Here is a 26,943-nt window from a genome sequence, read left to right on the forward strand (position 1 = left end):
CGATTAACCGAGTAAATGATCAGATTCGGCGAGAGCCAAAATATGATCTGTTTTAATTTTAGACTCTTGTTCGAGATAGTGCTTATTGAGTTTTGGTGCCATGCCTAACCATTCGCGGATCAATCTCAACACGCGTGACGCCACAAGTTTTGCTTCTTGCCTCCAAACTAAAATTGTCCTCGCAACTTCTTCTCCTTTTGCCTTAAAGGCTGGTTTGAGATCTTGCGGCAATTCCTTATAGAAATCTTGTAGCCCTTCGGACAAAATATCCTCTACCTGTACAAGTTCAGGATCTTTTTCTACAACGGGTGCCGCAACAGGCGTAACGGGCGTAACGGGTTGCTGCTGTACAGGTGCCTCGACAACAGGAGTTTGCTCCACAACCTCCGACGTTTGCTCATGTGTCGATTCAATATCCGTAAGTACCTCGGCCGCCGGCAACGGTTGCACATCCAATGTTTTCTTTACGCTTCCTTCCATAGTCATCAAATTATACCACGGCACACGCATGCGTAAACGATGTTTTTCCGTTCTATCCCCATATGGCTGTGCACGCAGTCTGCGAAGGCACGCTGGCTATGTTATACTTTTGGTACATGACAAGGAGGTCAACGGTGCAACGTCTTAAGCGTGGAAACACGGAATGGTTCAACGTGGAACATGCACGCTCCCTAGACGTACAATCTCTTGTAAAACCCTTCCATCTTTCCGACGAAGATATTCGTTTGATTTTGGATGCCAGTCATAGATCACGGTTATTCGTACGACCTGATTATCTCATGGTGTTTTTAACGCATCCCGTTTACGATCGCGTACGAGATGATGTCGTGATACAGGAAATTGACCTATTGCTTACTCCCCACGCAATCGCCACTATTCACCACAGTCCTTTTAATCAGGTATCTAGCCTATTTTCGACATTACAGGCAACAAAGTCGCAAACAGCGCTCGGTGATCCCGCGCTCATTTTTGCCGATGTTCTATCTCTCCTCATTGAAGACGTGCGTGACATCTTAGAAATCCTTGCAAAACAAATCGACGTCGTAGAAGAGCAATTGTTTCATAATCGTCGCAGTCTATTGCAAGAGCTGCTTAGCATCCAAACCAACCTTATTGATGTGCAAAAAACGCTTGAATCACGTACAACGATTATCGATCGCTTGCTGGCCGCATTGCCAAAACGAACCGGATCCGCACGTACAGCAACCTACGCAGAGCTTCATCGTCAGACAGACGAGCTTCAAAATAGTCTCAACACGGAATATCAAACGATTGTTACCCTGCACCGTGCGCATGAGACCTACCTCAACTCGCGTACCAACAGGTTGATTTACATTTTGACATCTGTGACAATTATCGTAATGCCTGCCACGTTGCTTGCTGGGATTTTTGGGATGAATACGGTGCATCCATGGATTCTGGGAACAGAAAAAGACTTTTCGATTATTATTGCCATCATGGTTCTCAGCGGAACCTTTCTGTGGCTGTTTCTGCGTCGCAAACGTTAGAACCCAAAACGGGCTCAGAGGAGCCCGTTTTTTTCTACAATTCCGTAATTTTTTGACCGTCTGCTGTGTCATCCACGTGATAGCCCATGTCTGCAATCAATGACCTCAAGCGGTCTCCTTCCTCCCAGTCTTGTGTTTCACGCGCCACTTGTCGTTGATCAACCAGCTCCTGGACCTCTTCGGAAACCACGAGCGGTCGTGCAATGTAATCAATCAGCCCAAGCCCAAGCACCGCGTCCCATTTTTTGAGTGTTTGTGCCTTAGATGAGCTTGCGAGTTGAGAATCATTTACCAGCTCCCACACCAAGGCAATCGCACGTGGTGTATCTAAATCGTTATTTACCGCCTCTAAAAATCGAATATCAAAGTCAGCCGATCCAACTGAGGGCATCTCCCATTCTCGCACCATTTGACGAAGACGTTTGAGGGCGCTTTGTGCCGCCGCAAGCGAGTCCCAAGTAAAGTTAAGTTGCTGCCGGTAGTGCGCGGTCAGCGTGAGGTAGCGGAAAATCACCGGATCAAATCTCTTCTCGATCAACTGATCTGCCGTATACACGTTTCCAATCGACTTACTCATCTTACCGCCGTCTACGAGCAGAAATTCGTTATGCATCCACACGCGTGCCTCCGTAGTCCCTTTGCTACCCTGCGCTTGCGCCATCTCGTTGGGATGATGAATCATTTTGTGATCAATCCCGCCCGTGTGAATATCGTAGAGCTCGCCGAGCTCCTTAATGGACATAGCTGTACATTCCACATGCCAACCGGGAAATCCAATACCCCAGGGAGATTCCCATTCCATTTGACGATGTTCCTCGGGTGAAGAGAACTTCCAAAGCGCAAAATCTGCTGAGTGTTTCTTTTCTGTGTTCTCTTCTATTCGTGCCTCCTCGTTTTCTGATTCCCCCATACCACGCAACACGCCGTAGTCGGCAAGCGTGGACGTATCAAAATACACACCGTCGGAGGTTGTGTAGGTGTGTCCGTTTGCTTCGAGCTCCTGTACGATGGCAATCTGTTCTGCAATGTGATCTGTAGCCTTAGGAAGTGCATCTGGTCGCGAAATATGGAATCGATCCATGTCCAGATAGAACTGATCTGTGTGGTGCTTTGCAACTTCCCATGCGGTCATCCCCTGCTCTCGCGACCCTTTTTCCATCTTGTCCTCACCCTGGTCCGCGTCGTCTGTCAGGTGACCTACGTCGGTAATATTCATCACCCATTTAACCTCCAATCCGTTAAAACGAAGGGTGCGTACCAAAATATCGGCAAAAATAAACGCGCGAAAGTTTCCAATGTGCTGCGTGTTGTACACCGTAGGCCCACACGTGTAAACACCGACCAGGTCTCGATAAAGCGGTTCAAAAACTTCCTTTTTCTTTGTAAGCGAGTTGTAAAGCTGAATGTCCATAGTGAGGCTAGTTTACCAGATCTGTTGCAAACACAAAACCTGTATAAAAGAACAGCCCCACCGAGACATTCGGTGGGGGCCGGGAGGGAGAGGTGGCGCCACCGAATGTTTCTCGATGGAACCGTTCTACTGTGTGGTTGAAGCGTAATTAGGCACTGTCACAAACGCTTAATCAACACACACAGGCCAGAATTTCCACGCAGGCGAGGGGGAATTCCTGCAATGGCTAGGGGACAGCACGGGGCGGCGTGCTGTCTCAACTGTAGCGTCTGGCGGCTACGATCCGTTATGAACCTGGTCGAACAGGTGCTGCAGCGTGAGCCACAACGCGATTTCCCCGTAGGAGAACCGTCATAACAGGACCTACGCGTGACATAAGGATCGTTGGGTCGAACGCTCCCTATGCCAGTCACGTATGGCAAAAAATTATCACAATCCAAGAGCCCTGTCAACCCCTGGATACAACAACCCCACCATGAGTCGTTTGGTGGGGGAAGAGAGTCCCACCGTACGTAGGTGGGATTGCTGGTATGTCGTGCCTGATCGCCCGAGGACAATGCAACTGCACAGGCGCACGCGCGAGCGTGGGCACAGGCGGCACGGGGAAATCATGGCGGTTGGACCATGACGACCGTGCCGGGCAAGGAGCAAACTACCACAAACAAAAAAAGAGGTCAAGCCCCTGCCTCTCCTATCCTTTTATGAGACAGGTTCGTTAATCTCGTGTTACACCGATGCAAAATATTGGTGCCACAATCCACAAGATCGTTCCAAGCGGACTCATAAAAAGAGACTGCATAAATACCGAGAATCCACTCACTGTTTCTGCATTAAACTGTTGAAAGAGGATGACTGTCAACATTCCGAGTGCAGACGCAGACACAAAAACGGATGCCGCGCGCGAGCCTCGCTCCTCCTCTAATGTATCGCCAATTCCGTACTGAACAATTGCAAACACGATTCCCGCAAGCCCGGCAATCACGCCAATGCGTCCCGGAATACTCGTTGGAATCCCAAACGTGCCGTGTATCCACGCAAGTGCTGCACTTACGCTCACGATTCCTACAACCACATAACCTGCGATCACAAACGCGAGCGTCTTCCCTCTCCCCCACATCCCAACAAAAAATGCGAGGCCTACAAGTAAGGCCGTTAACAAAACATCCCAAGAAGGGTGCTCTCCAAAAATCGACAAGCCCCAGGCAAGTGCCGTGGCTGACCATTGTGCAAGTTGATCCATAAAGACTAGTCTATCAAACTCGCGCCGCTTGTACGACGTGGATAAAAAGAACAGGCTCAATGCCTGCTCTATTCCTCTCGCAAATCGAGTTCTTGCAAAAGTTGTTTCTGCTTCTTGTTAAGCTTTGTTGGTGTGACAACAAAGATCGTCACAAGTTGATTTGCTCGACCGCGCCCTGTCTCAATTCCCTTTCCTTTAATACTCAACACGTCGCCAGATTGCGTACCGGGTGGCACCTTCATCTTCACCTTTCCATCAATCGTCTCCACTTCCACGGAATCTCCAAGTGCGGCTTGCGTGAATCCCACCGTCACCGAAGATCGCAGGTCAAACCCATCGCGCTCAAAACGCGCATCATCCTTAATAAACACACGGATAAACAAGTCGCCCGGCTCACCACCAAAGGGTGCCGCCTCTCCTTTACCGCGCACACGCACAGATTCTCCGTCGCTCATACCAGGTGGCAACGTAATCTTAATCGTAGATTGTTTTTTGACGGTTCCGGTGCCGGAGCACTCCCCGCAAGCGTGCTCAGCTTCCTTGCCTTGTCCATGGCACACGTCGCAGGCAACGGTTTGTGCAATTTGTCCAAACGGCGTGTTGCGTGCCACGCGCTTTACTCCTTGGCCACTGCAGCTTGTACACGTCTTAGTTTTGCCATCTTTTGCGCCTGTCCCCGCACAGTTGTCGCACGTGTCTGTCTTGCGTAACGTAATCTCCTTCTCTGCACCACGCACCACCTCCTCAAACGTGAGCTGCATGTCGGTTTGAATATCCTGGCCTTGCGAGCGACGTCGACCACGGCCACCACCTCCAAACATGCCGCCAAAGATATCTCCCAGGTCTCCCAAATCTCCAAAATCAAAATTCACGCCTTGTGCGCCAAATCCACCAAAGCCCGCGCCAGGTGCACCTCCGCCGCCACCAAACGCCGCCTCTCCAAACTGATCGTACTGCTGGCGTTTTGACTCGTCTCCCAAGACTTGGTATGCGGAGTTGATCTCTTTAAACTTAGCCTCATCTCCCCCCTCCTTATCCGGGTGATATTTGTGCGCCAGTTTTCTAAACGCCTTTTTGATCTCCTCCTGCGTCGCTCCCCGCTCAACTCCTAAAATTTTATATGGATCTGGCATGCAATGAGAAAGAATTACTTGATCTGAAACGTTCCTAAACCTCCACGATTAAAGACGTAAGAATGACTGCCAATGGCAAAGTGAATCTCCTCTGGGCGGTCCAACATCGCCACCCAGTCCACACCAAATTCATCCACTTGTCCTTTGAGTACCGACGTTGAATCAGACGCAGACGAGAGTAGATACGAAGGATTCGTTCCGTTTGTATCAATCGTCACCTCCAAATCTCCTCGTTTGATTGTGGTGATCGCCCATCCTCGCTCATCCTGTGTCGACGTTGCCGACCCGATCAACGCGCGATATTTTGTATTCAGATCGATCGTAAAGGCGTCTTCCATACTCACGCCTGCATCACCCATACCCATACTAATGAGTAGCTTGTCGCCAACCATCTGCATCTCTCCCACGGTTCCCGTCTCCCCTTCTGGAAACCCTTGTGTGGTGGACAACGTTGAGAAAAATCCTAGGATTTCTACGTTATTCACATTCTTTTGACGCATCACAACGCAGAGACTCTGCCCATATATTCCGCAATATTCCTGGTTCACATCCTTGTCTGGAACAGACATAATGCGAATATCATCCAGAGCGGCGATGTGCAGACGATCCACCTCTACAAGAAGTCCGGTCTGCAACGCCTCACGAAGCATCTCTTGGAGATCCACAGACGCATTTCCCGCAGCTGGATACCCTTCCAGCACATACTGATCATAAATAGAGCGAACCGTTACGGCATCTACTTCATTCTCCATCATCTCATCCATCATGTCTCCATCACCCTCCTCCACGTTTGCCGAGTCCTCCACGGAGTCCTTTTCCTCACGCGGCATGGTGGTAAGAATACCTCCACCCACAATCGCAATAGACACAATAAACAACGCCATCCAAAACACCAAGGAACTCTCCTTCTCCTTTGCACCGCGCGTAGGTGTCTCTACGCGCGGTGTTGCTTTTATTGTCTTCTTTGTTGTGGTTTTTTTAGTGGCCATATTATTCCGCCTTTGTTTTCTCACCGCCTTCCTTTACATCCTCGACCTCTGCCTCTTTGATGTCTTCCTTCTTTTCGCCTTCCGTTGATTCTGCACTCTTAGCTTCTTGTTCTGCCTGATACATAGCCGCACCAACTTTTTGCGCCGATGTTGTGAGTTCGTCTGCGGCCTTTTTGATAGCCTCCATGTCTGTTCCGTCTTTAACGGCCCTCAATGCCTCTAATTTTTCCTCAACCTCTTTTTTATCTGCCTCGCTTACCTTGCCTCCACCCTCCTTGAGCATTTTCTCCGTGGTGTACACAAGTGTATCGGCAAGGTTCTTGGTCTCAATTTCTTCGCGCTTCTTTTTGTCTGCCTCCGCGTTTGCCTCCGCGTCCTTCTTCATCTTCTCCACTTCTTCCTTACTCAAACCGGTGGACGATGTGATGGTAATCTTCTGCTCCGTGCCAGTTCCCTTATCGACCGCCTTTACATTAAGGATACCGTTTGCGTCGATGTCAAAACTCACCTCAACTTGTGGAACACCACGCGGTGCCGGTGGAATACCTGAGAGGATAAACCGACCAAGCGTCTTGTTGTCTTGTGCCATTTCTCGTTCACCCTGCAACACGTGAATCTCCACCGAGTTTTGATTGTCAGCCGCGGTTGAGAAGATTTGTGACTTGGACGCCGGAATTGTGGTATTGCGTTCGATCAATTTGGTCGACACACCACCCAACGTCTCCAACCCAAGAGATAACGGCGTAACGTCCAGCAAAAGCACGTCCTTCACGTCTCCCTGTAACACACCTGCCTGCACAGCCGCACCCATGGCAACCACCTCGTCTGGGTTAACTGTAACGTTTGGTTTTTTGCCAAAGAATTCTTCCACGGTCTTTAAGACGAGTGGCATGCGCGTCATTCCACCCACCATAATCACCTCATCAATATCCGATGCCTTCATACCGGCATCCTCCAAGGCCTTTTTACAAGGCTCGAGCGTCTTGATCGCAAGGTCATACACCAACTCCTCCAATTTTGCACGTGTCATGGTCATCACCAAGTGCTTTGGACCATCGGCGCCCTGTGTAATAAACGGCTGATTGATCTCGGACTGTTGTGACGTGGACAATTCGATCTTCGCTTTTTCTGCTGCCTCTTTTATACGTTGAAGTGCTAGAGGATCTGCACCCAAGTCAATCCCTTCTTGATTCTTAAATTCTGCAATGATCCACTTAATAATCACCTGGTCAAAATCGTCTCCACCAAGATGTGTGTCTCCGTTGGTTGACTTTACCTCCACCGTGTCGTCGGAGATATCCAAAATGGACACATCAAACGTTCCACCACCAAGGTCGTACACGGCGATTTGCTGACCAACCTTTTTATCGAACCCATATGCCAATGCTGCAGCCGTTGGTTCGTTGATAATACGTCGTACTTTAAGACCCGCAATCTCTCCTGCGTCTTTTGTGGCCTGTCGTTGTGCGTCGTCAAAATACGCTGGTACCGTAATCACCGCCTCTTCAATCTTCTCGCCAATTTTAGCTTCTGCGTCCGCTTTAAGTTTACCCAAAATCATGGCAGAGATTTCTTGAGGCGTGTATTCCTTGTCACCCAACGCAACCTTAATCCCTTCGCCAGACTGTACGAGCTTAAATGGAAACAGTTCCGCGTCGCGCTTAACTTCTGGGTCATCCCATCGACGACCAATCAGACGCTTTAATGAGAACAACGTATTCCCTGGGTTTGTAACTGCCTGCCGTTTTGCTGCGATTCCCACCAAGCGCTCTCCCGTTTTTGATTCTCCAACCACAGACGGGGTTGTGCGATGTCCTTCTGCATTTTCTAAAATAAGAGGTTTTCCTCCTTCAATCACCGCGATAGCGGAGTTGGTTGTCCCAAGGTCGATTCCGAGTATTTTTGCCATATGATTTGATTCTGATTGATGTTAGTTGATCGTGTTCTTTGCTTTTGCCACCACTACGCGTGCGGGGCGAATAAGCTTGTCGAACAGTTTAAATCCACGTTGTAACACCTGCAAGATAGTTCCCTCCGGTTGATCGCTTTCCCGCTCCTCCGCCGATTCCTGCTCATTAGGATTAAACATTCCTACAGGTTCCAGCACAGTGAGCCCTTGCTCCGTCAACTTGTCCAACAAGAGCTTTTGCACATGCCCGATTCCAATGAGCCAATTCTGGATCTCCTTTTGTGTGGCCTCGTCACAGCGCTCCGTATTTGGAGGTTGACGCATCGCCGCGTCAAAGTAGTCGATCGTTGGCAGTAGGTCTTGAATGAGTGCCGCCGTGGCGTATTTGGCAAATTCTGTGCGTTCTTGTGACGCATTACGTTTGAGGTTCTCATAGTCCGCAAGTGCGCGCTGCCATCCGGCTAAATAGTCTGATGCGAGTTGATCAGGAGTTTTCTCAACAGGCACGTCTACAATTTCTTCCTCCATTTCTGTGGCCGAAATCTTTTTTACTGGTTCTTTTTTTGCCATACGTTAATTGGTAAGGAGTCTTCGCACTTCACGCAACAACGCGCGATTATAACCGTAATTCATGCGCGTGGGGCCAATAATGCTCACCACGCCATGCACGCCCGACGGATCATCGAATGAGATAAACAGAGAGGAAAGCTGCTCGCCAAACGGGTTCTCGTTTCCGATGAGAATACACACATCGTCAAACCGTCTGCGCATGAGTTGGGCCATAGTTGCGTCCATGACATCCATGAGTTGACTAAACCGGCGCATTTGGTCTGCACTGGCAAACTCAGGAAGTTCAAACAGCCGAGAGATGCCCGTGGTATAGGAATGACGCGGACCCAGGGTAAACACGACGGCGTTTCCGGTGAGTGCGGCGAGTTGCACGCAGAGTTGACGCAGTCGCACCTCCATATTGCGCACCCGCGATTGATCCACGAGTTGTTTATACTCACGTTCCAGGCGTCGCTTTTGCTCAAGGAATGTCTCAATGTAATACCGATACCCCGTGTCCGTTGGAATGCGGCCGGCAGAGGTGTGTGGAGAAACAAGGTATCCTTCTTCCTCCAACTCCGCGAGATCGTTCCGAATGGTTGCGCTTGAGACACCAATGTCTGGCAACTGCGCCAACCACGAAGAGCTCACCGGCTCGGCAGATTGTATGTAACTCTCCACGAGCAGCTTCAAAATTTGTTCTTGTCTCTGTGTCATGGGGTATTAGCACTCGTCATTCTACACTGCTAGTTTTTGGGTGTCAAGATAACTGAAGAGGCCGCTGTTTGCGACCTTTAATAGAAACAATCGACGGGCGGCAGGGAGAGTTCCCCGCCGCCCGTTTGGAAGTTGTGGGTCATTCGATGCGACGCTCCTTGAGCAGTACCAGCGTGAGGACATCGGCCGCCAAGGTTACCGCGATGCATAGCCGAATCACCGGCACGTTGAGCGAGCCCGGGACGTTCTCCACAAAGAGCAGGAGTACTACACCGGTGGTTGCAGCATCTGCCAAGAACCGTGCACGTTGCGCCCACATCGAGAGCTGCTGCGGTTCCTGCGCTTGCATCACAAACGGCACGTAGGCCACGGAGATGTAAGCGCCGATGATCACCGCGCCGGAGATGGGATCCTGCACGTTAAACTGTTGCGCGAAACTCTGGTACAGCACCGTCGTCAAAGTGAGCACGGCGCCCGCGGTCAGAGCCTTGAGCATGCGGCTAGTGCCCTTGTCGGCAAACAGTACCCAGCACACCACCAGCACAGTATCCATGGCCAGCCATGGCCACTCGATGATGCGCAGCGGCAGCTCGACTGGATCCGTAGGCGGCCACACAAGAGTGAACGTGTACTCAAAGCTCCACATCATTGCCAGACCCAGCAACGGAATGTTGTTGACCTTGTTCTTGATGCTTCCTCGAATCAACAAGATGAAGGTTGCCGTCCACCCGGCAAGCACGCCCACCAAGCTCAGACACGCCATCAAGGCAAGCGGCCACGGCAGACTCTTGAGGACGACCAACGTCTCACGAATCGCGTCCAACGTTACAAGGGGTTCACACGTTTCCATGTCTTTCTCCTCTCCAAGTACGTCAGCGTCATAACGACTCTGCGAACTTATCAGATTTTTGAAATTTGTCAACGGAGCCGCCTAAACAAAAAAGAGCCCGAGGCTCTTTTAAGCAATGAATCGTTATTTTTTTCTTCGTTTTTTTGTGATACGCCCACGAATACTCATTTGATCGTGATAGCGTGCAAAAACTAGCTCGCCGACGATTCCAATTCCAAAGAGCAACAATGGAATAGAGAGGAGTGCGTAGACACTTGTTACCAAGCGAGAGGTGTCCGATGAGGGTGCAAGATCTCCATAGCCGACTGTCGTCACCGTTGCCACGGAAAAATAAAACGCCTGGATCCATGTCCAATTCTCAAGCCGCTGAAAAATGATCGTACCTCCTACCAAGAGCGCCGCGAGCACCACAAAGATCAGGAAGATACGTTTTACAAACTGGTTTGTAATCGTATTCATGATGACATTGTATCAATAAAGGATCCTTTTCTCTCTCCTTTTGTGTGGATAACAAACTCGCGCAAACGGAGGTTCTTCTATTGACAGGATCCGAATTTAGAGATATGTTCATTTTATTGGAAAGGTTTATTGAGTCTGTGAGATAAGCGCTGTGTTTATCGATCATTGGTAAACAAGGCGCTTGTCTCATGCACGAGATGGCCGTGACCGTCCGAAGACGGATCGATTCTAGGGAGACGGTGATGAAGAATTTCACACCCCCGCAGTTGGACATGTTCCGGGAGGCCGTCGAGTTGGAGGCTTCCGCCCTCAACCTAAGTCGAGAGCAGCTTCAAGGAGTCCTGGGCAGCAGGAGGCTCCGCGGCATGCTGCGAGACCTTCTGGTGGAGCTCGGACAGGAGTATCCGCCAAACGCGGACGAGGCTCGCGTGCGTCTGTGGGACCATTTCCTGGGAGTCGCCGAGGCCCGCAAGGCGTTCGGAGTCCTGATCTCGGACAGCATGATCCGGGAACTGGGCGATGTGCCGGACGACCTGTTGGGCCGTATCATGGCGAGCCACGGCCCTGGCGAGAAGGAGTATCTCCGGCTCTTCCTGGATCCGGGACTGTCCGTCGCGACCATGATTCGCTCGCAGGGAGTCCAGTACAAGGGGAGCTACGACGACTCCATGCTCTCCAGCTTCAACCAGCCGTGCTGGCGACTTGTGGATGTTCGCCACTTGTACAACCAGAGTGCCCGGCGGATCCTGACCATGGAGCTGATGAGCTTGCTCTCCAAGGGCATCAGCCAGACGGGTGAGTTGGAGCAACTCCAGCTCGGCCGTAAGGACACCGCTGGTCACACGGTCTACATGTCCTCGCGACAGAAGGTTCAGTACCACAAGCTGCAAATCATCGGGTCGGCTCGGCCGAGCCAGGTGATGACCATCACGGTCCCCCTGATCCGTCCGTCGACTCAGAAATACCGGCACGCAACGCCGGAAGAGATCCGATCTGCCTACAGCAGAGAGATTGCGCTGGAAAGCGTTATGCTGCCTGACGGGAGGTGGTTCTTGTCCACCAGGATCGACAGAGTCGTTGTCCTGGTGAGCGAGATCACCTGGATCAAGTAGCCCAGCGCCTAGCACCCACAAGGGGGCGTCCGCAATCCTGCGGACGCCCCCTCTCACTTTATCTACCCTCTATTGACGTCCTGTCTCTTTTCTTGTATCCTCTCGTTGCGTTTCAATTCACGGCCCCATCGTCTAACGGTTAGGACAGCAGGTTCTCATCCTGCAAATCCGGGTTCGATTCCCGGTGGGGTCACCAACAAAAAATCCGAGCTCGTCTCGGGTTTTTTGTTGGTACCTCCCGCGGAAATTGGACAAGGGGCACTGGGAAGGGAGAAATTCTCCCTTCCCAGTGCCCCTATTATGAGGTTTAAAATGCGATCGACACCACGCATACACTCATATCTTATTCTAAATTAACAACACGGTGGGGTCCGGAGACCCCACCGCTATCAGGAGTGGGTGCGTTCAGCCGCCGCCGCACCGACACGAGCTACGCTGACCGTGATCGCTGTTGCAGCAACCCTGCGCGTGACCCCAGTCGCGTTCACCATCCTCGGGCCAGATCTCGGTGTCGAGATCGGCGTACAGGCCGCACAGGTACTCACGGGTGCGCGCGTAGGTTCCCGGCTCCATCGATCCCGGCAGATCGCACGGGTCGTGGTGAAGGTAATCCACGCCCATGGACTGACAGAAGTCGGTGTACGGCTTGCTGTAGAGCAGGAACGTGTGCCACGCCTCATCGGCTAGATGTGACGGAGCAAGACGACGACCTTCCGGAACTGCGCAAGCGCGCAGGAACTGGATGGCGCCATCAAAGGCTCGACGGGCCACATCCTCGTCGATACTCATATTCTTGACCATGCGAGCTATCACGCGGTCACGAATGGATGAGTCGAGGTTGTAGTCGGGGAGTCGAATCTGAGACTCGACCAAACAAAGGGCGGCAGACATAAGCACCTCAATCAATCGTCTCGAACGGCATGTCCGAGACGCTTACTCTACGTGCCTCACAGCCATGTTGTCAACATATCACTGGTCGGGTCTATAAAAATAGTGGCGCCCGCCCAGGAGGATCCCGGGCGGGCGTACGTTCACTTGATGTTCGGACAGACCTTGGGCAAATCGGAGAACTGCCAAGAGACTCCGAGATCCTGCAGATTCCGCAGTTCTTGTTCCATGCGGTTGCGAGTGTTGTTGAGACCGATTGCCATGGCCTGTATGAACCAGGTGCACACGTCGCTGATCTCCTGCCAGGTCAACAGCTCGTACTTGGCGAGAACCGCAGACAGACGGCCGTCCTGCCCCTTGTCGAGTCTGCCACTGATGCCATCCACGGCAATCGTGTTCTGCATCACGTAGACGAGCAGACGGCCGGTCGAATCACTCCCCAGGCGACCCTGCCCGCCCGCGATCATGAGGTCCGCCACCTCCCGATACGAGCTCCACGCACCCTGGGAGGCTTGGAACATCTCGGCGATCTGCTGTAGTCCGCAGGTCAGCACCTTTGCGTTCTCCACGCGTTCTTCCCGACTCTCCCGTGCCTGAACCTTGGCCTCGTCTCGAACAGACTGATCCGACACGGACCCGGTGGCCCACGCATTCGTGCAGGACCCCGGTGCCAACAAGAGCACCAACACCACCAACATGCAAAACCCCACGAACTTCAATTGCTTCTCCATCATCTCTCCCGTCTCGCCATCTATTCGGCGGATCAACTTCTTTATAGTCAAAAAAAGACTCCGTGTCAATAGGCCGGGGCTAAACCGTCGTCGACCACCACAGGAGAAACGTGACCGTCTCCTCCACAGTGCCAAGCGTCAACAACAGCGTCTTCATCCGTCTTGTTCCCATACGGCGCCTCAACAAAGCCACCAACGTATTCCACTGCAGAAGATTTAGATCCAGGCCGGTCTGCCTCAGACGTGCGCATACATTTTTCTCAACATCTTCCAACGAGAAATCATTCATCTATACCTCCAGGCGTTAGAGAGAAACCTGACATCTTAATACGTAATTTTCAGTTTCCGTCATGCGTCAATCAAAAACGACCCCACATACGCGAGGTCGTTAATTCCACCCATCACACAGACAAAAACCGTTTTGCTTCTGCATGCCAGGACCGCTTAAGCGTTTTTTTCTTTTTGAGTAACTCTGCAAAAAATTCTCCTCCCATTACGCTTGGCACAATCACAAATGTTGCACCGTGCTTGTAGAGATATTCCGCATCCAGTGTATTGCGTGCGGTTACAATTACAATCGTCGTACCCCGTTGACGTTTCATGTAGGACAAAATCTCTTCGTTCACTTCCCTATCCGGAATGGTAGACACAAGGAGTTTTGCTTTGTGCGCTTGCAGTCCCACCAAAAGTTCCTCGTTAGAGACATCCCCATAAACCGCCTGAACAGGCCTATCCTGAAGCGCTTCAATTTGTTGTGGATCATAATCCACTACCAACACATCCTTATGCACGCACAAGAGCGATGGCAAAATTGCCGCACCCATGTCCTGATACCCAAATAATAAAATGGCGGATGCACGAGACCGGACACTCTCCAGTGGTGCGTATCCCGGTGCCATCCATTCAAACATCCATGCAAATAATTTGTAAACCGACTCTCCGTAAAGAATCAGGTAGGAGGAGACGGCAATAGTGATCATCCCAACCATGGTGGCCATCGGGAGAATCTCCTCCGCAATTAAGCCAGCGGCAATTCCTGCGGCAAGAACAATAAAAGAAAATTCGCTCACCTGGGCCACCGTCGCACCCGTCATAAATCCTGCACGTGGGTGATAGCCAAACACACGCAACAAAGGAACGATAATTAAAGGCTTCCCTAACAACACAACGGTGCTAAACACAAGTGCTGGCACCCACATGGTTTGCAACGCCTCCAAAGAAAGGTTTGTCCCTAGAACGATAAAGAAAATGATAAGGAAAAAATCGCGCAACGGCTTGATTTTAGATTCGATCTCTCGATGAAACCCGGTGCCAGCCAGCGAGATTCCTGCGAGCAACGCGCCAATCTCAATGCCAAATCCTAGAAAGAACAACACGCTTGTGACGGCAAAACACCAACCAACGGCCGTCAAAAACAAGAGTTCCTGCAAGCGCGCGGCATAACGAAACACGGCCGGCAATACAAAACGCGCCACCACCCACAAACTCACTAACACAACAACCGCCTTTACCAAAGAAATAGTAATTAACTCCGTTACATTTCCGTGATCTCGCAAGGCACCCAGTACAAGCAGTAAACCCATAGCAAGTAAATCCTGCACAATCAAAATTCCAATGCTTAATCGTCCGTGTAACCGTTCTAATTCCTCTTTGTCTGCGAGCATTTTTACCACCACGATCGTACTAGAAAACGCAAATGCAGTACCCAAAAAGAGGCTCGTTGTCGCATTGAATCCAAGCAACATTCCCACACCGTAACCCAATCCCGTCGTCAACACCGTTTGACCAAGACCAACAACGATCGCCGCGGAACCAATGTCCTTAATCTTTCGCCAATCTAAATTTAGACCGACCAAAAACAACAAAAACGCAATACCAACCTCCGAGAAGGCCCGCATGGTTTCCGTTTGATGCACAAACCCAAGAACACCTGGGCCAATAATCAACCCTGCCACCATGTAGGCAATCAATAATGGCTGTTTGATTTTAAATGCAAGTAATGCCAAACTACTCGCCGTTACAATCACGAAGGCAATTTGCAAGAAAATATTTTGTAGCAATAGGTCCATACTAGGCAGCTCGTTGTGACTCTTCGGGTGCGTCCGCTTCTTTATTCGTCGTTGATTTTATCTCCGCCAAGAGTTGCGCAAGGTCTTCTTGTTCTTGAGCCGTTAACGGTTGTTCGTCTGGCTCGCGCAACGCACGGGATTCTTCCACGAGATGATCCATCTCTGCACGTTCTTCTCCTTCGATCTCCTTGGACACCTCCAGCCCCGTTTCCTCCCCTAACTGACGCAACGCGTGCTGCGCCAAAACGCACACAAACTCTGCATCCTCGCGTGTATCCATGGTACGCAGGTTCTTGTTGAGCGTCTCTATGCGTGCGGAGAAATCAACCATCCTCTCTCCCTCATACCGTCGCCACAGCTCTTGTGCACGTAAGACGAGATTTGTTGCCTCTTGTTTTGTCTGTTGTTCGATCTCCTCCCGCCAGGATTCTTCCTCTTCTCGGCTCACATAGGCGCATCCCCCTTCTGCGAATAAATCCTCCAAACAATCCGAAAGACCTTCGGCAAACATCGTGAGATCCATTCCTCGCCCATCTGCATACGATTTCCATGCATTCACGCGCTCATTCTTCAGCGCATTTGCATATGGCAACACCACATCCCACGCTAACTCGGCTAGCTTCAGCTCCGCAGGACTCAAAGGCTCACCCGTTTGCTGCGTGATAAATTCTTGAATTGATTCTCGATTCTCTGCAGAGAGATGAAACGTACCATTCATGATTTCGATAATCTTGTTCTGAATATCCAATTCTACCTTCTTTGGATCTCGGATAATCAATTTAAACCCTCTCGCAAGACACATGGCCAAGGAGTACATGTCTTCCAACGACTTCTCCATCGGAACGTCGATGTATTGTTCCGGAGCTGCAAAGAAAGGCGTTCCTGAATAACGTCCCGTAGGCCTTGGAACACCTGTCCGTTCTGAAATGCCAAAATCCACCGCACGTGCCCTGTGTGGTAATGCTGTATCCACGCGAATGTTTGCAGGTTTTATATCGTGATGCGCCCAGCCAAGCTTACGCATATCGATCAACTGCCGCGCAACCGATTCAAACGCTAACGCCCCCATCGCACGCGCGTCATGAATCTCCATGACGGACTCACCCGCCTCAATTGCCTCCCAAATGGTTTTCATGTCCTGCCCTGGAACATACCCCATAAGGAGAGCAAGTTTTCTCTCCCCACGCTTATCCTCCACACGTCGCACATCTTGGAGCGCGCCCATTTCGAGTGTTGCAGCAATTTCGTGCTCCATACGATCACGCGCCGAGCCAATTTTATCCGCATTTGTATCGAATCCCTCGTCAGGATGGTACTTTGCCACCTCTTCCGCATAAAAACGCGCGTTGCCCGCAGAGGGTTCATACATCGTTTTGATTACACCCAGTCGCCCCTGACTCCCCATCATGGCACGTTCCCAGCCTTTTTCTGGCATTTTTCGAACACGAAACACCTCGCCAAATACACCCGCACCCTCCCTCTTCTCAATCTTCCATGGGCCAAACGTATCTGCGAGCGCCTGCTGCGCCTCCCTTGTAAACATACTCACATTGTCCACGTTTAAAATAGGAATTGCCTCTAACGCAACACCTCCGCCCTCCGCAGGATGTTTTGCACGATCAATCTCGTCTTCTTCTAACGCCGCCTCCTCCATTGGACGGGTAACATCAATGGACGATTCTAACTCTGCTCGCCGTTGTTGGCGCCGCGCATTGCGTTCCTCATCCCATCCAACATAATGTCCTCCAAAGTCCATATTAATTTGCAAGCCATTTTCCGTACTGACGCACAAGAAGCTCTGGTGCTCTCAACGGTTCTGCCATGAGTTCTTTGACAATCTTCTCTGTACGAATACCCTGCGATCCTTTAACAAGAATCGCGTCTCCACGTTTCATCCGCTCCTGTAAAAATCGCCCCGCGTCCACCGAATTTGCATACGTGTAGACCTGCGTCTGTGCCATTCCCTGCTCCAACGCCGCACGTGCGGCATCGCGTGCATGTTCTCCCACCGTCACAAACAAATCAATCGGCAATGTTGCGACATGTTTACCAACATCTTTGTGCGCCTGTTCCGAGTAGCGTCCCAACTCCAACATATCTCCCACAACCGCAATACGTTGTGCACCCGCATTAATAGGCACACCACACAACACTTCCAGCGCCGCATGCACCGCCTCCGGTGACGCATTATAGGTATCATCAATTAACAACGTATGTTTAATACCTGGCAACAACCGCAATCGACCCGGCATAGGGATGTAGGACTGGACATTTTTTGCGATCGTTGAAGGAGACAGTCCAAGCTGCAGAGCTACGGCTGCGCCTGCCAATACAGATCGTACGTGCGCGTCTCCAATCACGTTTTTCATTGTAACGGGCACGGAGTCTCGTCCCATTCTGAGCGTAAACATTAACTGAGACATTGTGTCACCAACAAGCGTCTCACCATTTTGACGCATATCAACGCGAATATCCTCCGCCGTAATATCCGCCATACCTAATCCATACGTCACCACAGACCCCTTGGCGAGATGACTCATGCCTGACACATTTGCATCGTCTGCATTTAAAATCGCGATTCCATCCGCTGCCAATCCGCGAATTAATGCGCTTTTTTCCTCTTTTACATCCTCGATCGTTCCAAAATATTCTGCGTGCGCCACACCAACAGCTGTTACAACTGCTATATAGGGACGCGCCATCTGACAAAGGTATTGAATGTCTCCTCGTGCGTCCGCTCCAAATTCCAGCACAAGAATTTCTGGATAATCATGCGCGCCACCCTGAGAGCATCGCCATCCGCGCCACAACACACCCACCCAACCAAAGAATGAGCGGCCAGGTGACGTCTCGTTGAGGATAGTCAACGGCACACCAATCTCATTATTATAGTTTTCTACTGTCGCGCGCACGCGTCGTGAAGAACCAATGGCAGCAACAATCGCATGGCGTGTGGACGTCTTACCGACCGACCCGGTAATTGCAATAACTTTTGGTTTATACGCACGTAACGTTTTTTTGGCAAGGCGCGCAAGAACGCGCTGGAGGAGTTGTTTCATACAGGCAGGAATGCGGCTCTATAGGTTATCGTTCGGGGGAAATTTGCTTATAGTGTAGCAGAAAATCCGCGATCTCCCCAAACAAGGGAGCGGCGGTTCCGGCAGCCCATTCTGACGCACGTGGGTGATCTATTCGAATCAACATCACAAACCGTGGATCACGCGCTGGACCGTAGCCCACAAACGTTGCAATCGTATTGCCCGTTTGATATCCCGTACCACTATCGTTGGCCACCTGCGCCGTTCCTGTCTTTCCGGCAATGTAATATCCATCGACCTTTGCAAGCCCTGCATGTCCATTCTCAACTGTGGATACGAGCATCGCGGTAGTAAGTTGGGCGGTTTTTGGGGAGACAACTTGGCGAAGTTGCACAGGATCCGTCTTCTCAACGGTACCATCTTGATGTCGAACTTCCTTTACAAGGTAGGGTTGCATCATCGCTCCCCCGTTGGCAAGTGCCGTATAAGCGCGTGCCATTTGCAGCGGTGTCACCGTCAATCCCTGACCGTAGGAACTCGTCGCAGAATAAATCTCATGCCCTTTATCCACAGCACTAATCTCCCCTTGTACCTCACTGTTAAGCGAGATCCCAATAGTCTCGCCAAATCCAAAATCATGCACATAGCGCGCCAGAACATCACCTCCCATTTTACGCATCACAAAAATCATCCCCGTATTGAGCGACTTCTCCAGCACTTCCGTCATGGTTTGGATACCGTTGGCCTTATGGTCTGAGTTGCGGATAGTATAGCGATCAATCTTCTCTTCTCCCGTGTCGTTATACGTCATGCTCGGTGTAACAGCGCCCGCATCCAATCCCGCCGCCATCACGAGCGGTTTAAACACGGAACCTGGTTCATATGCAGAAAAGATTGCCTGATTATTATAGACAGAAATTGATTCTACCTCGTTGTATACGTTGGGGTTATAGGTAGGCACACCGCACATAGCCCAAACAGCACCCGTTTTTGAATCCAAAATAATCAAAGATCCACTATCGGCCTCAAAGCGATCTACGTTCTCTTGCAATTTTGTACAGGCCACATGCTGAATGGTGCGATCAAGTGTCAATACAAGATCCGCACCATTTTGTGCATCGTGAAGATTACGTGCGCCGATCCCAATCCAATTGCCTTTTGCATCCAGCTCTGAGAATAAAAATCCCGGCTGCCCTGCGAGCGTGTCATTAAAGTAACCCTCCAATCCATATTTTCCACTTACGGTTCCATTGGGGTCCTCACTCACAAAGCCCGTCACATGTGCCGTCGTTTCCTCCTCAGGATAAAAGCGAAATTGCTCACGCAATAAATGAATCCCCGTGAGATTTGCGCGCGTAATCTCGTCTCCCAATTCCTCGCTTACTCGACGTTTAATCGGCTCGTAGGGGTCGTCGGCTTTTTGTAATTGCGCAAGGACGTGATCGTATTCCGAAGGTAACGTAATGGTTTCTCCTTGATCATTCACAGATTCCTCTCCCTCACGAGACAATCCTAAAATGTCAGACAATACATCTGCGGTACGCACAGGGTCGTCGACTTTACGAGGTTCTGCCCACACAAGATTTAAAAATTGATTCGTGGCAATCGCCACCTCTGTGCCATCTCGATCTTCTACAAGAATGGACCCGCGCTGTGGATACAGGTCTTTATAGAGCTCCCGTTGCCCGCTCGCCAAGGCCTCATACACCCCGTGCTTGAGGATCTGTAAATACCCCAAACGGACAATAAGCATGGCGGCAACCAGAAAAAACGCGGCCTGCAAAAGACGCACACGAGAAGGCGTGGAGACGGATGCAGAGCGATTCCCGTAATACGCCCGTGTTTTTGGGGATTTTTGTGTCATCTAGCACACAGTATACCACCTTGACAAAATCGCCATTTTCTGATAGGTTAGACCGTCACATTCCGTCTGAGGTTTGTGCAAAATTCACCAGAAACATGCCTGTTTGAGGCTGTGCAACACATTTGATCTGCGCCTACGTGCGCGAGAGGAGGATGCGATGAGCGTGAACGTGAAGAAGATTGGTTGGATGGGCTTCCACTCGGGTCGTCCGCATTTGGACGACTTGTTGGCAGCCGTGATTGGATGCGTGCTTGGCCTCTTTGAGGTCGAGTTCATGGACCCGAAGAGTTCCGTAAACCTTATCCTGGACGCGAGCGGCATCTCCAATGCCCTGGCGCGCCAGATGAGCGAGACGGGGCGGGACGCCGACGGCGTGCAGTTGTACGCCGCGTGGATCGGCACGACCCCCAACGGTGGGACCTCCCCCGTCTCCGAGGGCGACCAGTGGTGGTCGCCCTACGACGAGCACGGGAGTGGCAACCCCGCGGACTCGGCCACGGAGCTCATGCTCCACCTGGCCGGGGACGACAAGGCCATTGGCCGGCGGCTCCAGACCCTCTTCCGGGGATGGGGCATCCGCGCCTCGGAGGCGCAGGTCGCGGAGTCGGTGGAAAAGCTCCACCACATGGTGGCCTACACCACCATGAAGGACAACTTTCCCGTCGCCATGCGCGGCGGAATCAGCTGGCTCCTCAAGCAGCTGAACCGGGTGTGCTGCTTCCAGATCGGAGAAGGTGGGAAGATCCGGGAGGAGTCCTACTCCTCCCAGGAGGTCCTCCGTGACCTCCGTTGGATCTACCGACTGCTCGTCACCTACATGACGAGCAACCTGCAGATTGAGACCTCCGATCTGGCCGCCGTGGACCAGGAGATGGTTCACTGGTACCTCCAGCGTGAGGACGTGAGCCCGGCATGGAAGCCGGACACCGCTCCACGCACGATGGCGGAGCTGACGGCCATGATCCGGACGGAGGTGCGCCGCAAGGCGCTGGAGGCCAAGAAGGCCAACCGGGCATTCAGCCCGCCCTCCACGCTGCTCCGCCGTTTGCGGAGCCTCACCGCTCTGGTGAGTGACTTGCGCAACCCCAGCAACTGGGCATCGGTGGAGGCATGGATGCTCCACCAATGGATGGGGGGCAAGAAGGTCCACCTCGGGATGAACGTGGGTAACACCACGACCATCCAGGAGGTGATCGCCAACCTCGCCGCCCGCGCGGAAGCTCTCAAGGAGAGCGCGCGGGCGGACACACCCCGCCAGCAGGAGAAGCTGGAGGGCTGGATCCGGCAGCTGCAGGAGTTGCAGCTGCGCGTGGAGGATGAAGAGCAGACCCGCCAGCTGATGGCGGGAGATGAGCGGATGGATGAGCGGACCGCCGCCTCCCCCTACGGGGTGGTGGCGACCACGGTCCTGCTCCTGCGGCGTTCCCGCCGCACGGACGGCCTGGCCTTCCCCGAGGGTCAGGCCGTGGCCGAGGAGTACCTCTTCATGGCGCTGGACGCGCTGTGGGGAAAGATGCTCCTGGCGGAGGCCGCCTCCCGTCAGATCCAGGAGGCACAGGCGGACCCCACCTGCACGCCGGCCATCGCGGTCGACTGGCAGGTGAAAGGTGTGGAGCAGCCGGGACTGCTCCACTCCGATGGCATCAACCCCGAGACCCCGGCGGAGGCCCGCCGGATCTTGGGCAAAGGCCAGGTGGGTGGTCGCCAGGTGAAGCGCTTCCCGCTGATCCTGGTCACCTGCGAGAAGCTGCCGGACGGTACGCCGTTCGGAAGCGCCTACCTGGGCGCCGACCAGCGGTACTTCGGTACCGACTGGACGGACGGATTCTTCCGTCACATCACGTCCTGGCTCCGAGTCATGGAACTCCGGCGCCAGGGCAATCCGTTGCCGGAGGACCTCGATACCCTCGAGGCGCCCGACAAGGTGCAGGACCACGTGTGGTTCCTACACCTCAACGGAGACGGAAAGGCCGTCCAGGTGATGGCCAAGAGCCTCCACCGCCGGGATTCGCCCGGTACGGAGCTGGACGCCAAGCAGGAGATCCTGGCCGCCCAACTGGTGGTCTACACCGTCTTCTGCGCCTGGCGGTCTCTCGGAGTGTTCGGCAGCCAGCAGGGCCGCCTCAGCCTCCGGGCACGGGACAGCGCCCTGCGGGCGCTCCGCCACCGCCTCGCCGGCGCCGAGGACATGGCCGCCGAGCTGCAGCTCATCTTGAGCGAGCTCCGCAGCCAGATCGTCATCCACCAGACCGCCCTCCTCCCCCTGCGGGAGTCGAAGGCGCCGGGTGAAGAGCTCGCCCCCACGAGCTAACCCCCTCCTGCACATGGAGGGACGCGAAAAAAGAGGGGCTCCGCAATCTGCGTGAGCCCCTTTTCCTTTTATCTCTTTTTTTATTGCGCCGCAGCAATCGCTGCAACAAGTTTTGCTTTAAGACCCGTAAGTGCCGTGACGGCCGTTGCATAATCTTCATCACGGATTGCACGCGATCCCACATATCCTTCTTCCTCCCACACACTCAATTGTGTTGCATCCACACCCGCGGTACTTGCATCCACGAGCAACTGTCCCACGTCGAGCATAAGGTTAAGCGCTTGGGTCTTTGCGGCACTATCCACGGGAGCCGCTGTCTTAGGGATCTCCTGCGCAGGCACTGCTAATGGTTCAACAGGAATTGAATCGGAGGGTTTGGAAGCACATCCAGCTCCCACGAGTGAGAAGGCCATGAGCGAGAGAATGAGTTTTTTCATAAGTGCTGAATTACATCTATTAATTTTTTTGTAAACGGAAACAGTCGCAAGATCGTAAGCACAATGGCAACAACGACCGTGGCTCCAATCGCCGAGCCGACACCTCGTATCACCCCCGCCCCAAATTGCAACCCAACAAACGTTCTCTTGTTACCCGCAAATGAGAATCCGTCGATTTTTTGGATACGATCAAGATTGGCATTGAGACGTCGCATTTCGCGTGCAAGCGTCCTTTCTCCTGTTGCTTGTTTCATAAAGACAGTATATCAAATTTCCGCAACATCTTCTTTTTGCAGCGCATTATGGGCATCAATTACATCACTATTAATCGAGGTAAGGGGGTGCGTTTCTGTACAGACGGGTAATTCACGCACAACACGAATCCTCCCCGTGAATCAAATCAATGCCTTGCAGGCCGTAAACGGTTTCCTGACGTGTATATTCCAGCATTGCGGTTTGCGTTGCCTTTGTCAACTTCATCTGCAACGCTTCTTCACCAGTGACCCATACTGCCTCCCGATGTTCTGCCGACAAAAGAATCGTCAAATGCTCATTCTTAACTACATCCACTTGTAGACCCACAATTGAGACACTTATAACAAGCCGCATTGCGCACCATAATGGATCCACAGGTATCACACGCCGGCGCGTCCGACTGATTGTCAAACGTCTGCGTAAGTGACGCTGCCTTGTATCCGTAGGTTTCCCCTTCTGCCTTTGCGTCGAACAAGCTCACTTGATCCAACGGGTCTTTTACCTCAGGTTCCTCTGCATGTGGTCTGCTCAAATGATCATCCATTCCCTGCTTATCCACCTGAATTCCCAATTCGATCTGCTTATTAACATCCAAGAACTTGTACGCCATCCATCGGAAGATGTAATCCACTACGGACTTTGCAATGCGGATATTGGCGTTATTGGTAAATCCGGACGGTTCAAAGCGCATGTGTGCAAATCGATTTACAAGCGCCTCCAACGGTACGCCATACTGCAGGGCGATAGAGACGGCAGACGCGAGCGCGTTCATGAGCCCAGAAATCACTGATCCTTCCTTGCTCATCATGATAAACACTTCTCCCGGTGTTCCATCGTCGTACAACCCAACCGTCAAATATCCTTTGTGACCGGCAATCGAGAACTTATGCGTAACGGATCGGCGCTCGTCTGGCAACCGTCGTCGGCGTGGGGTAGAAACCTCACGTGTAATCACCACGGGCTGTGGGGCTTCTTGCACAGGCGCGGACGTCTCTTCCGCGGAATCTCCTTTTGCTCCGTCGTCCTTCTGTTTGAGTGACGTGGTGAGCGGCTGTTGACGCTTAGATCCATCACGGTAAATTGCAATGGCCTTAAGTCCCATCTTCCACCCTTCGCGATACACTTCCTCCACATCCTCTACCGTTGCCGTTTCTGGCATATTGACGGTCTTGGAGATAGCACCCGACAAAAACGGTTGCACCGCCGCCATCATGCGCACGTGTCCCATGTAATGAATGGTGCGTGTTCCCTGTGCGGCTTTAAAGGCACAATCAAACACAGGCAAATGCTCGTCTTTAAATCCAGGTGCCCCCTCGATCGTATCCTTCTCTTTAATGTAGTCAATAATCGACGCGCATTGTTCTGGGTTGTAGTTAAGGAACTCGAGCGCCTCCGGCACCGTTCCATTGACCAACTTCTCCATGCCGCCGTCTACCATCCATTTGTACTTAACGAGAGCGATATCTGGCTCCACACCTGTTGTGGCACAATCCATAAGGAATGAGATGGTTCCCGTCGGTGCCAATACGCTAATTTGCGCATTGCGGAATCCATGTTTTGTTCCATACTCCAACGCCCTGTCCCAACTCGATCGCGCAGCTGCCAACACTTCTGCCGGCACACCTGCCTCTGGAATGCGATACGCCGCTTCACGATGCATGCGAATCACGCCCAACATAGACTCGCGATTCCGCTCGTACCCAGCAAACGGACCAAGCTTCTCGGCAATTTTGGCGCTTTGATAGTACGTCTGGCCCGACATGATAGACGTAAGTGCCGCCGACAAGTTACGACCTTCGTCCGAGTCATACGGTAATCCGCGGCTCATCAACAACGCGCCAAGGTTGGCATAACCAATGCCCAGAGGTCGGTAATCGAAACTGTTTTGTTCAATAGAGGGAGTTGGATAATCCGAGTTTCCAACAGCAATCTCCATAGCCGTAATCATCACTTCCAACGCATGGTTGTATTCCTCAACGTTAAAACTCTTGTCCTCGCGTCGGAACAACATGAGGTTAAGACTCGACAAATTACACGCCGTGTCGTCCAAAAACATGTACTCCGAACAAGGATTGGATCCGTTAATTTGATCTGTCACTTTACACGTGTGCCATGCGTTAATGGTGTCATGATATTGCACACCCGGATCTCCGCACCACCACGCGCTCTCTGACATTTTACGCATCAACTCGCGCGCCTTGTACGTTTGTGCCACATTCCCCGTTGTGCGCTCGATCGTAGAAAAGTCGCCATCGGTCTCCACAGCACGCATAAACTGATCCGTTACGCGCACCGAGTTGTTGGCGTTTTGAAAGAAAATGGAACTGTATGCATCTCCCGTAAAGGACCCATCATAACCCGCATCAATCAGCGCCCATGCCTTCTTCTCCTCTTTTACTTTACACTCGATAAACTCCTCTACATCTGGATGATCGATGTTTAAAATCACCATCTTCGCTGCCCGTCGCGTTTTTCCGCCAGACCGCACGATCCCGGCGAACGAATCCCAGCCCTTCATAAAACTCACAACGCCTGAGCTCTTGCCATTGGACTTTGCCAAGTACTCACACGACCCACGAAGATTCGACAAGTTGGAACCCGTACCCGATCCATACTTAAACAGCATGGTCTCCGTGGTAGCCAGGTTCATAATGGATCGCATGTCGTCCTGCACCGAGTTAATAAAACAGGCCGAACATTGTGGATGTTGGCTCACACCGACATTAAACCAAACGGGGCTATTAAACGCCGCCTTCTGGTTAATGAGAATATGCGCCAACTCCGCCTCAAATATATCTGCGTCCTCCGCCGTCTGAAAATAGCCGTCGTTGCGGCCCCAATTTGCCATTGTCGTTGCTACGCGTCCAATCAACTGACGAGCACTTGTTTCACGCTCCGGTTCACCAATCTTTCCTTTAAAATACTTTGAGACAACAATATTGGTAGCTGTTTGCGACCAGGTTGCTGGGACTTCTACGTCTTTCTGCTCAAAAATAACATTCCCTTTCTCATCTTTGATCGCTGCAACACGCGTCTCCCACGTGATTTGATCAAATGGGTGTACACCGGGAGTTGTAAAATGCCGTGCTACCGTAATGCCGTTTCCATATTTTGGTTCGGAACGGTGTGTGGGAATGAGGTTTTGTTTTTGACCCATGTACGCGCGCGCCACAAACGCAAGGTTGTTGTCGATACACGTAAGCGAGACCATCTCGCGAATGTCACCCGTTGTTGGCACTAATACGCCGTCATACACTTTATTCAAACGCGTAATCACATGACCCGTCATGCGCTCGGCATAACGCAGCGCCTTATCTTGCTTCAACCCAGCGGTACGCACCGCTGCATCGATTGATTTGTAAAGCTTCTCTTGTGAGAACGTCTCCTCGCGCCCGTCCATTTTTTTTACCAGTTTGACGGAGGTGAGAAACGTCCAAACAGCGTCGGCAGAGCCTGCGACTGTTTGCTGCAGT

Annotated in this window: 24 protein-coding genes and 1 tRNA gene; 4 read left to right on the forward strand and 21 right to left on the reverse strand. The window is 52.0% G+C overall.

The features are described from left to right. Nucleotides 1-3: 3 nt before the first annotated feature. Entirely contained in the window at nucleotides 4-480 is a 477-nt protein-coding gene (locus COV06_01095; GenBank protein ID PIR47979.1) for a hypothetical protein, read from the reverse strand. Between the two features lie 62 nt (nucleotides 481-542). Here COV06_01095 and COV06_01100 point away from each other — a divergent pair, with 62 nt between their 5' ends. Next, complete coding sequence (locus COV06_01100) at nucleotides 543-1,508, forward strand: hypothetical protein (protein PIR47980.1); 966 nt, start codon at nucleotides 543-545, stop codon at nucleotides 1,506-1,508. Between the two features lie 34 nt (nucleotides 1,509-1,542). Here COV06_01100 and COV06_01105 read toward each other — a convergent pair whose 3' ends face one another. The 9 genes from COV06_01105 to COV06_01145 form a co-directional block, all read right to left on the reverse strand. Beyond that, nucleotides 1,543-2,919, reverse strand: a complete 1,377-nt coding sequence (locus COV06_01105) for a cysteine--tRNA ligase (GenBank protein ID PIR47981.1) — start codon at nucleotides 2,917-2,919, stop codon at nucleotides 1,543-1,545. 715 nt (nucleotides 2,920-3,634) lie between these two features. Continuing rightward, nucleotides 3,635-4,159 carry a hypothetical protein gene (locus COV06_01110; protein ID PIR47982.1) on the reverse strand — a complete coding sequence of 175 codons (525 nt, stop codon included), beginning with the start codon at nucleotides 4,157-4,159 and terminating at the stop codon, nucleotides 3,635-3,637. A 68-nt stretch (nucleotides 4,160-4,227) separates the two neighbouring features. Then, nucleotides 4,228-5,292, reverse strand: coding sequence for a molecular chaperone DnaJ (gene dnaJ, locus COV06_01115; protein PIR47983.1), 1,065 nt, complete (start codon nucleotides 5,290-5,292; stop codon nucleotides 4,228-4,230). A gap of 14 nt (nucleotides 5,293-5,306) precedes the next feature. Beyond that, entirely contained in the window at nucleotides 5,307-6,281 is a 975-nt protein-coding gene (locus COV06_01120; GenBank protein PIR47984.1) for a hypothetical protein, read from the reverse strand. A 1-nt stretch (nucleotide 6,282) separates the two neighbouring features. Then, nucleotides 6,283-8,190, reverse strand: a complete 1,908-nt coding sequence (locus COV06_01125; GenBank protein PIR47985.1) for a molecular chaperone DnaK — start codon at nucleotides 8,188-8,190, stop codon at nucleotides 6,283-6,285. Nucleotides 8,191-8,211: 21 nt separating this feature from the next. Then, on the reverse strand, nucleotides 8,212-8,760 hold the full coding sequence (gene grpE / locus COV06_01130; protein PIR47986.1) for a nucleotide exchange factor GrpE: 549 nt from the start codon (nucleotides 8,758-8,760) through the stop codon (nucleotides 8,212-8,214). 3 nt (nucleotides 8,761-8,763) lie between these two features. After that, nucleotides 8,764-9,456: a hypothetical protein gene (locus COV06_01135; GenBank protein PIR47987.1), complete on the reverse strand. Its 693-nt coding sequence runs from the start codon at nucleotides 9,454-9,456 to the stop codon at nucleotides 8,764-8,766. 139 nt (nucleotides 9,457-9,595) lie between these two features. Beyond that, complete coding sequence (locus COV06_01140; GenBank protein PIR47988.1) at nucleotides 9,596-10,306, reverse strand: hypothetical protein; 711 nt, start codon at nucleotides 10,304-10,306, stop codon at nucleotides 9,596-9,598. Between the two features lie 123 nt (nucleotides 10,307-10,429). Then, nucleotides 10,430-10,765, reverse strand: a complete 336-nt coding sequence (locus tag COV06_01145; GenBank protein ID PIR47989.1) for a hypothetical protein — start codon at nucleotides 10,763-10,765, stop codon at nucleotides 10,430-10,432. A gap of 188 nt (nucleotides 10,766-10,953) precedes the next feature. On the opposite strand from COV06_01145, the gene COV06_01150 reads away from it, so the two are divergent. Next, the gene (locus COV06_01150; GenBank protein PIR47990.1) at nucleotides 10,954-11,877 is read left to right on the forward strand and encodes a hypothetical protein; all 924 of its coding nucleotides are present in this window, start codon (nucleotides 10,954-10,956) and stop codon (nucleotides 11,875-11,877) included. 121 nt (nucleotides 11,878-11,998) lie between these two features. Continuing rightward, nucleotides 11,999-12,073, forward strand: a tRNA-Glu gene (locus tag COV06_01155). A 209-nt stretch (nucleotides 12,074-12,282) separates the two neighbouring features. Here the strand turns inward: COV06_01155 and COV06_01160 are convergent. The 7 genes from COV06_01160 to COV06_01190 all read right to left on the reverse strand — a co-directional run bounded on the left by COV06_01160 (nucleotide 12,283) and on the right by COV06_01190 (nucleotide 20,467). Beyond that, nucleotides 12,283-12,768: a hypothetical protein gene (locus COV06_01160; GenBank protein ID PIR47991.1), complete on the reverse strand. Its 486-nt coding sequence runs from the start codon at nucleotides 12,766-12,768 to the stop codon at nucleotides 12,283-12,285. 140 nt (nucleotides 12,769-12,908) lie between these two features. Then, nucleotides 12,909-13,499 carry a hypothetical protein gene (locus tag COV06_01165; GenBank protein ID PIR47992.1) on the reverse strand — a complete coding sequence of 197 codons (591 nt, stop codon included), beginning with the start codon at nucleotides 13,497-13,499 and terminating at the stop codon, nucleotides 12,909-12,911. 62 nt (nucleotides 13,500-13,561) lie between these two features. Then, nucleotides 13,562-13,747, reverse strand: a complete 186-nt coding sequence (locus COV06_01170) for a hypothetical protein (GenBank protein PIR47993.1) — start codon at nucleotides 13,745-13,747, stop codon at nucleotides 13,562-13,564. 150 nt (nucleotides 13,748-13,897) lie between these two features. Continuing rightward, the gene (locus COV06_01175; protein ID PIR47994.1) at nucleotides 13,898-15,565 is read right to left on the reverse strand and encodes a hypothetical protein; all 1,668 of its coding nucleotides are present in this window, start codon (nucleotides 15,563-15,565) and stop codon (nucleotides 13,898-13,900) included. Nucleotide 15,566: 1 nt separating this feature from the next. Continuing rightward, nucleotides 15,567-17,321 (reverse strand): hypothetical protein, encoded by a 1,755-nt coding sequence (locus COV06_01180; GenBank protein PIR47995.1) that lies wholly within the window; start codon nucleotides 17,319-17,321, stop codon nucleotides 15,567-15,569. A 1-nt stretch (nucleotide 17,322) separates the two neighbouring features. Next, nucleotides 17,323-18,624, reverse strand: a complete 1,302-nt coding sequence (locus COV06_01185) for a hypothetical protein (GenBank protein ID PIR47996.1) — start codon at nucleotides 18,622-18,624, stop codon at nucleotides 17,323-17,325. A 25-nt stretch (nucleotides 18,625-18,649) separates the two neighbouring features. Continuing rightward, nucleotides 18,650-20,467 carry a hypothetical protein gene (locus COV06_01190; protein PIR47997.1) on the reverse strand — a complete coding sequence of 606 codons (1,818 nt, stop codon included), beginning with the start codon at nucleotides 20,465-20,467 and terminating at the stop codon, nucleotides 18,650-18,652. Between the two features lie 157 nt (nucleotides 20,468-20,624). Between COV06_01190 and COV06_01195 the strand changes: the two genes are divergently transcribed. Then, complete coding sequence (locus COV06_01195) at nucleotides 20,625-22,778, forward strand: hypothetical protein (protein PIR47998.1); 2,154 nt, start codon at nucleotides 20,625-20,627, stop codon at nucleotides 22,776-22,778. An 80-nt stretch (nucleotides 22,779-22,858) separates the two neighbouring features. On the opposite strand, the gene COV06_01200 is transcribed toward COV06_01195, so the two are convergent. From COV06_01200 to COV06_01215, 4 genes are all read right to left on the reverse strand, one after another. Further along, nucleotides 22,859-23,215 (reverse strand): hypothetical protein, encoded by a 357-nt coding sequence (locus tag COV06_01200; protein PIR47999.1) that lies wholly within the window; start codon nucleotides 23,213-23,215, stop codon nucleotides 22,859-22,861. After that, nucleotides 23,212-23,469, reverse strand: a complete 258-nt coding sequence (locus COV06_01205) for a hypothetical protein (GenBank protein ID PIR48000.1) — start codon at nucleotides 23,467-23,469, stop codon at nucleotides 23,212-23,214. Before COV06_01205 ends, COV06_01200 begins: the two co-directional genes overlap by 4 nt. 112 nt (nucleotides 23,470-23,581) lie before the next feature. Further along, nucleotides 23,582-23,785 (reverse strand): hypothetical protein, encoded by a 204-nt coding sequence (locus tag COV06_01210; protein PIR48001.1) that lies wholly within the window; start codon nucleotides 23,783-23,785, stop codon nucleotides 23,582-23,584. Next, nucleotides 23,772-26,627 carry a ribonucleoside-diphosphate reductase, adenosylcobalamin-dependent gene (locus COV06_01215; protein PIR48102.1) on the reverse strand — a complete coding sequence of 952 codons (2,856 nt, stop codon included), beginning with the start codon at nucleotides 26,625-26,627 and terminating at the stop codon, nucleotides 23,772-23,774. Before COV06_01215 ends, COV06_01210 begins: the two co-directional genes overlap by 14 nt. Nucleotides 26,628-26,943: the final 316 nt, after the last annotated feature.

It is taken from the genome of Candidatus Uhrbacteria bacterium CG10_big_fil_rev_8_21_14_0_10_50_16, assembly GCA_002774875.1.
Classification (GTDB): domain Bacteria; phylum Patescibacteriota; class Patescibacteriia; order UBA9934; family UBA11717; genus UBA11717.

Coding starts and splice junctions, on each gene's coding strand:
- COV06_01095 (PIR47979.1), bottom strand. CDS start 480: ATGGAAGGAAGCGTAAAGAAAACATTGGATGTGCAACCGTTGCCGGCG.
- COV06_01100 (PIR47980.1), top strand. CDS start 543: ATGGCTGTGCACGCAGTCTGCGAAGGCACGCTGGCTATGTTATACTTT.
- COV06_01105 (PIR47981.1), bottom strand. CDS start 2,919: ATGGACATTCAGCTTTACAACTCGCTTACAAAGAAAAAGGAAGTTTTT.
- COV06_01110 (PIR47982.1), bottom strand. CDS start 4,159: ATGGATCAACTTGCACAATGGTCAGCCACGGCACTTGCCTGGGGCTTG.
- dnaJ (PIR47983.1), bottom strand. CDS start 5,292: ATGCCAGATCCATATAAAATTTTAGGAGTTGAGCGGGGAGCGACGCAG.
- COV06_01120 (PIR47984.1), bottom strand. CDS start 6,281: ATGGCCACTAAAAAAACCACAACAAAGAAGACAATAAAAGCAACACCG.
- COV06_01125 (PIR47985.1), bottom strand. CDS start 8,190: ATGGCAAAAATACTCGGAATCGACCTTGGGACAACCAACTCCGCTATC.
- grpE (PIR47986.1), bottom strand. CDS start 8,760: ATGGCAAAAAAAGAACCAGTAAAAAAGATTTCGGCCACAGAAATGGAG.
- COV06_01135 (PIR47987.1), bottom strand. CDS start 9,456: ATGACACAGAGACAAGAACAAATTTTGAAGCTGCTCGTGGAGAGTTAC.
- COV06_01140 (PIR47988.1), bottom strand. CDS start 10,306: ATGGAAACGTGTGAACCCCTTGTAACGTTGGACGCGATTCGTGAGACG.
- COV06_01145 (PIR47989.1), bottom strand. CDS start 10,765: ATGAATACGATTACAAACCAGTTTGTAAAACGTATCTTCCTGATCTTT.
- COV06_01150 (PIR47990.1), top strand. CDS start 10,954: ATGCACGAGATGGCCGTGACCGTCCGAAGACGGATCGATTCTAGGGAG.
- COV06_01160 (PIR47991.1), bottom strand. CDS start 12,768: ATGTCTGCCGCCCTTTGTTTGGTCGAGTCTCAGATTCGACTCCCCGAC.
- COV06_01165 (PIR47992.1), bottom strand. CDS start 13,499: ATGATGGAGAAGCAATTGAAGTTCGTGGGGTTTTGCATGTTGGTGGTG.
- COV06_01170 (PIR47993.1), bottom strand. CDS start 13,747: ATGCGCACGTCTGAGGCAGACCGGCCTGGATCTAAATCTTCTGCAGTG.
- COV06_01175 (PIR47994.1), bottom strand. CDS start 15,565: ATGGACCTATTGCTACAAAATATTTTCTTGCAAATTGCCTTCGTGATT.
- COV06_01180 (PIR47995.1), bottom strand. CDS start 17,321: ATGGACTTTGGAGGACATTATGTTGGATGGGATGAGGAACGCAATGCG.
- COV06_01185 (PIR47996.1), bottom strand. CDS start 18,624: ATGAAACAACTCCTCCAGCGCGTTCTTGCGCGCCTTGCCAAAAAAACG.
- COV06_01190 (PIR47997.1), bottom strand. CDS start 20,467: ATGACACAAAAATCCCCAAAAACACGGGCGTATTACGGGAATCGCTCT.
- COV06_01195 (PIR47998.1), top strand. CDS start 20,625: ATGAGCGTGAACGTGAAGAAGATTGGTTGGATGGGCTTCCACTCGGGT.
- COV06_01200 (PIR47999.1), bottom strand. CDS start 23,215: ATGAAAAAACTCATTCTCTCGCTCATGGCCTTCTCACTCGTGGGAGCT.
- COV06_01205 (PIR48000.1), bottom strand. CDS start 23,469: ATGAAACAAGCAACAGGAGAAAGGACGCTTGCACGCGAAATGCGACGT.
- COV06_01215 (PIR48102.1), bottom strand. CDS start 26,627: ATGGGTCAAAAACAAAACCTCATTCCCACACACCGTTCCGAACCAAAA.